The organism is Herbaspirillum sp. B65, assembly GCF_000333555.1.
GTDB classification, from domain to species: Bacteria; Pseudomonadota; Gammaproteobacteria; order Burkholderiales; family Burkholderiaceae_D; genus Herbaspirillum; species Herbaspirillum rubrisubalbicans.
Genome location: NZ_BADI01000469.1, coordinates 1 through 4,248 on the forward strand (window position 1 = coordinate 1; position 4,248 = coordinate 4,248).

Below are 4,248 nucleotides of genomic sequence, written 5' to 3' on the forward strand. Positions count from 1 at the left end.
ATCCGGGTCGCGCACGCGAAAGGCCAGACCGAGCACGGTGGCAATCGGCGCCAGTGTGATGTAGCGCTTGCGCCAGGTGATACGAAAGCCCAATGTTTCGCGGCCCTCATGCTCGCCCTTGCAGACGATGCCGATGTCGGGAATGGCTGCCGCATCCGAACCCGCATAGGGACTGGTGAGCGCAAAGCAGGGAATTTCCAGGCCCTGCGCCAGGCGCGGCAGGTAGTGGCGCTTCTGGGCCTCGGTCCCATAGTGCAACAGCAGTTCGGCCGGGCCCAGCGAATTGGGCACCATCACCGCAATGGCCGCGGTCGAACTGCGCGAGCCCAGCTTCATCACCACCTGCGAATGCATATAGGCCGAGAACTGCTTGCCGCCGTACTGGCGTGGAATGATCATGCCCAGGAAGCCCTTGTCCTTGATGAATTGCCAGGCCTCGGGCGGCAGGTCTTGCGTCTTCACGCTGGTCTCCCAGTCACTGACCATGGCGCAGAGCTGCTCCACTTCATTGTCCAGGAAAGCCTGTTCCTCCGGCGTCAGGCGCGGCGCAGGCAACTCGAACAGGCGTCGCCAGTCGGGCTTGCCCGAGAACAACTCGGCATCCCACCAGACCGTCCCGGCCTCGATGGCATCGCGCTCGGTGGCCGACATGCCGGGCATGATCTTACGGAACAGATCCAGAGCCGGGCGCGTCATCAGCGACTGACGCACCGACTTGATGGCCACCAGCAAGGTCGGCGTCAACGACAGCAGGGCCAGCAGCACCAGCACCGGCAATTCGATCCCGGCCAGGCGCGCGCCCAGCCAGAGCAGCACCACCTCGGCAGCCAGCCAGACCCAGGCACTAGCACGCAGCAGCATCAGGGCCAGCGTGCTTGCAATGAGAACAATGAGCCAGATGATCATGTCGCCTCCTGTGCTGTTGCCGTCGTTGTCATCGATGCGGGAGTTCTGCCATTGTGACACCTAATACCGCCTGCTCCTTGCTACACCATACCCCGCGAGCTCTGCCGCTGGAATCGGACAGCACAACCCTTCCCGGTCAGACAACACCCGACAAGCCGGCAGCACACGTCATCCATTACAATCCCGGCATTGCAGACAGCCGCACTGAGGAACACATCATGAAATGGGAAGGCAATCGCGAAAGCGACAACGTGGAAGACCGCCGCGGCGAGGACGGCGGCGGAGGTGGCGGCTTTGGCTTCGGCGGCCGTTCCATCGGCCTGGGCACGGTGGCCGTGGCGCTGGTGGCATCCTACTTCCTGGGCATCAATCCGCTGACCATGCTCAATCTGCTCTCCGGCGGTGGCGCGCCGGCACCGGTGCAGCAGGCGCCCGCGCACAAACCCTCGCCCAACGACCAGATGGCGCGCTTCGTCTCCACCGTGCTGGCCGATACCGAAGACACCTGGGGCCAGATCTTCGCCAACAATGGCAAGCAATACGTGCGCCCCAAGCTGGTGCTGTTCTCCGGCAGCACGCCCACCGCCTGCGGCACCGGCCAGACCGCCACCGGCCCCTTCTATTGCCCGGGCGACCAGAAGGTCTACATCGATCTGTCGTTCTATGAATTGATGAAGCAGCGCTTCAAGGTCTCCGGCAATTTCGCCCAGGCCTATGTGATCGCCCATGAAGTAGGGCACCACGTACAGCACCTGATGGGCATTTCCGACAAGGTCGATGCGGCCCGCCGCAATGCCACCGAGAAGCAGGCCAATGCCATGTCGGTGCGGCTGGAGTTGCAGGCCGACTGCTTTGCGGGTGTGTGGGCCTATCACGCCAACCAGGCGCGCCACATCCTGGAAGAAGGCGACATCGAAGACGCCCTGCACGCCGCCTCGGCCATCGGCGACGATGCTCTGCAACGCCAGGCACGCGGCGTGGTGGTCCCCGATTCCTTCACCCACGGCAGCTCGGCCCAACGCGTGACCTGGTTCAAGCGCGGCATTGCCGAAGGCAAGGTCAGTGCCTGCAATACCTTCGCCGCCAAGGAACTCTGATTATCTGAATTCACAACAAGGAGACACAACGCATGACCCTGGCTGACTGGTGCATCCTGATCGCCGGCTTGATGCCGGTGCTGACCATCGCGGTAGCCAAGTATGGCCGCCGCGATTTCGACAATGCCGAACCGCGTGCCTGGCTCGACCAGCAGACCGGCCTGCGCCGCCGTGCCGACTACGCACACCGCAACCACTTCGAAGCCTTCCCCTTCTTTGCCGCGGCCGTGCTGGTGGCGCAGCAGGTGGGCGCGCCCCAGGAACAGATCGACATCGCCGCACTGGTCTTCATCGTGGCGCGCATCTTCTATACGGCGCTGTACCTGACGGACAAGCCCTCGGCCCGTTCGGCGGTCTGGATCGTCGGCTATCTGAGCGTGATCGCGCTGTTCGTCATTGCGGCACGCGCCTGAAACGGGAGAGACGATACGCCATCCCACCGGAAGAACTAGTTCTTCCGGCCTCCCCTCTCCTCCTTCTTTCTTCACCTTCCTCACCGTCGGACCAATGTTGCCTGCCCGCCATGATCGATAAGCTGGACTTCATCGATCACCATCCGCAGGAGGCTTCATGTCCGACCAAAGCCGGGCCTATGGCGTACTGGGTTCCAGTACGCTGGCCTTTACCGTCTGTTTCACCATCTGGGTGATGTTCGGGGTCATCGGCATTCCCATCAAGAATGCCCTGCACCTGAACGAAACCGAATTCGGTCTGCTCACCGCCATGCCGGTGCTGACCGGCTCGCTTATCCGCGTCCCCCTGGGCATCTGGACCGACCGCTACGGCGGACGCATCGTGTTCTTCATTCTGATGCTCTGCACGGTGCTGCCGATCTGGCTGATTCCCTACGCCACCGCGTTCTGGCACTTCCTGGTGCGGGGCCTGTTCGTGGGCCTGGCCGGTGTTCCCTTCTCGGTCGGTACGCCNTATGTGGCGCGCTGTTCAAGAAGGAGCGCCAGGGCCTGGCCATGGGCGTGTTCGGTGCCGGCAATTCGGGCGCGGCAGTCAACAAATTCATCGCTCCGGCCCTCATCGCCGCCGGCGGCTGGGTCCTGGTGCCGCAGGTGTATGCCGGCCTGATGCTGGCGGCAGCCTTGATCTTCTGGTTCTGCTCGGCCACCGACCCCAGCCACCAGGTGGCCTCCGATACCCGCTTCATCGATCAGCTCCGTATGCTCAAGGAGCCCAAGGTCTGGCGCTACTGCCAGTATTACTCGGTGGTGTTCGGCGGCTACGTCGGCCTGAGCCTGTGGATGGTCAAGTACTACGTCACCGAATACGGTTTCGACATCCAGCACGCCGCCCTGCTGGCCGCCTGCTTCTCGCTGCCGGGCGGCGTGCTGCGCGCCATGGGCGGCTGGCTCTCCGACAAGTACGGCGCCTACAAGGTCACCTGGTACGTGATGTGGATCTGCTGGGTGGCGTTCTTCCTGCTGTCCTATCCACAGACCGATTTCACCATCCAGACCGTGAACGGCCCGCAACGCTTCCACATCGGCTTGAATCCGGTGCTCTTCACGGTGCTGCTGTTCGTGGTGGGCGTGGCCATGGCCGTGGGCAAGGCTTCGGTCTTCAAGTTCATCTCGGACGACTACAGCAGCAACATCGGCGCCGTCTCCGGCATCGTCGGCCTGGCTGGCGGGCTGGGCGGCTTCATCCTGCCCATCCTCTTTGGTATCGCCCTGGACCTGACCGGTGTGCGCAGCTCCTGCTTCATGCTGCTCTACGGCACGGTCTGCTGCTCGCTGGTCTGGATGCATTTCCAGTTCCGCCGCGAGCCGACGCCGACCTCGTCGGACGCGCTGCCAAGCCATTGATCCCTTTCCCTGACAAGGACTCATCATGATTGATCGTGCTGCATGGATCGGCTGCCCGGCAGATCCCCGAGCTGGCCGCCCAACTGCAAGCGCAGGCCGTCTTCATCAATACCGACTACGAACCACTGGCCATCGAACGCGACGCCGCCGTGGCGCGCTCGCTACGGCAACAAGGCGCGCAACTGTTGAGCTACAAGGACCAGGTGATCTTCGAGAAGGATGAAGTACTGACCCAGTCGGCCAAGCCCTTCTCGGTCTTCACGCCCTACAAGAATGCCTGGATGGCCAAGCTGACCGCTGCCGGTGGCGCGTTCTACCTGAAGCCCTATCCGGTCGAGAACTACCTCAAGGCGCTGGCCGCGCCGCCCGGCAAGGCTGACCATGCCCTGCCCTCGCACGCACAACTGGGCTTTGCCCCCAGCAATTGC

4 protein-coding genes and 1 pseudogene are annotated in these 4,248 nt (G+C 63.1%); 4 read left to right on the plus strand and 1 reads right to left on the minus strand.

Annotated elements, in window-relative coordinates:
- On the minus strand, positions 1 to 906 hold a 906-nt coding region (locus I5W_RS11450; RefSeq protein WP_044529322.1), incomplete at its 3' end, for an acyl-CoA dehydrogenase family protein.
- A gap of 218 nt (positions 907 to 1,124) precedes the next feature.
- Between I5W_RS11450 and ypfJ the strand changes: the two genes are divergently transcribed.
- From ypfJ to I5W_RS11470, 4 genes and pseudogenes are all read left to right on the plus strand, one after another.
- On the plus strand, positions 1,125 to 2,003 hold the full coding sequence (gene ypfJ / locus I5W_RS11455; protein ID WP_026052040.1) for a KPN_02809 family neutral zinc metallopeptidase: 879 nt from the start codon (positions 1,125 to 1,127) through the stop codon (positions 2,001 to 2,003).
- A 32-nt stretch (positions 2,004 to 2,035) separates the two neighbouring features.
- Positions 2,036 to 2,416 carry an MAPEG family protein gene (locus I5W_RS11460; protein ID WP_044529320.1) on the plus strand — a complete coding sequence of 127 codons (381 nt, stop codon included), beginning with the start codon at positions 2,036 to 2,038 and terminating at the stop codon, positions 2,414 to 2,416.
- 157 nt (positions 2,417 to 2,573) lie between these two features.
- A pseudogene (locus tag I5W_RS11465) lies at positions 2,574 to 3,820 on the plus strand (MFS transporter).
- A 29-nt stretch (positions 3,821 to 3,849) separates the two neighbouring features.
- The coding region (locus I5W_RS11470) for a deoxyribodipyrimidine photo-lyase (RefSeq protein ID WP_044529321.1) at positions 3,850 to 4,248 on the plus strand (399 nt) is incomplete at its 3' end.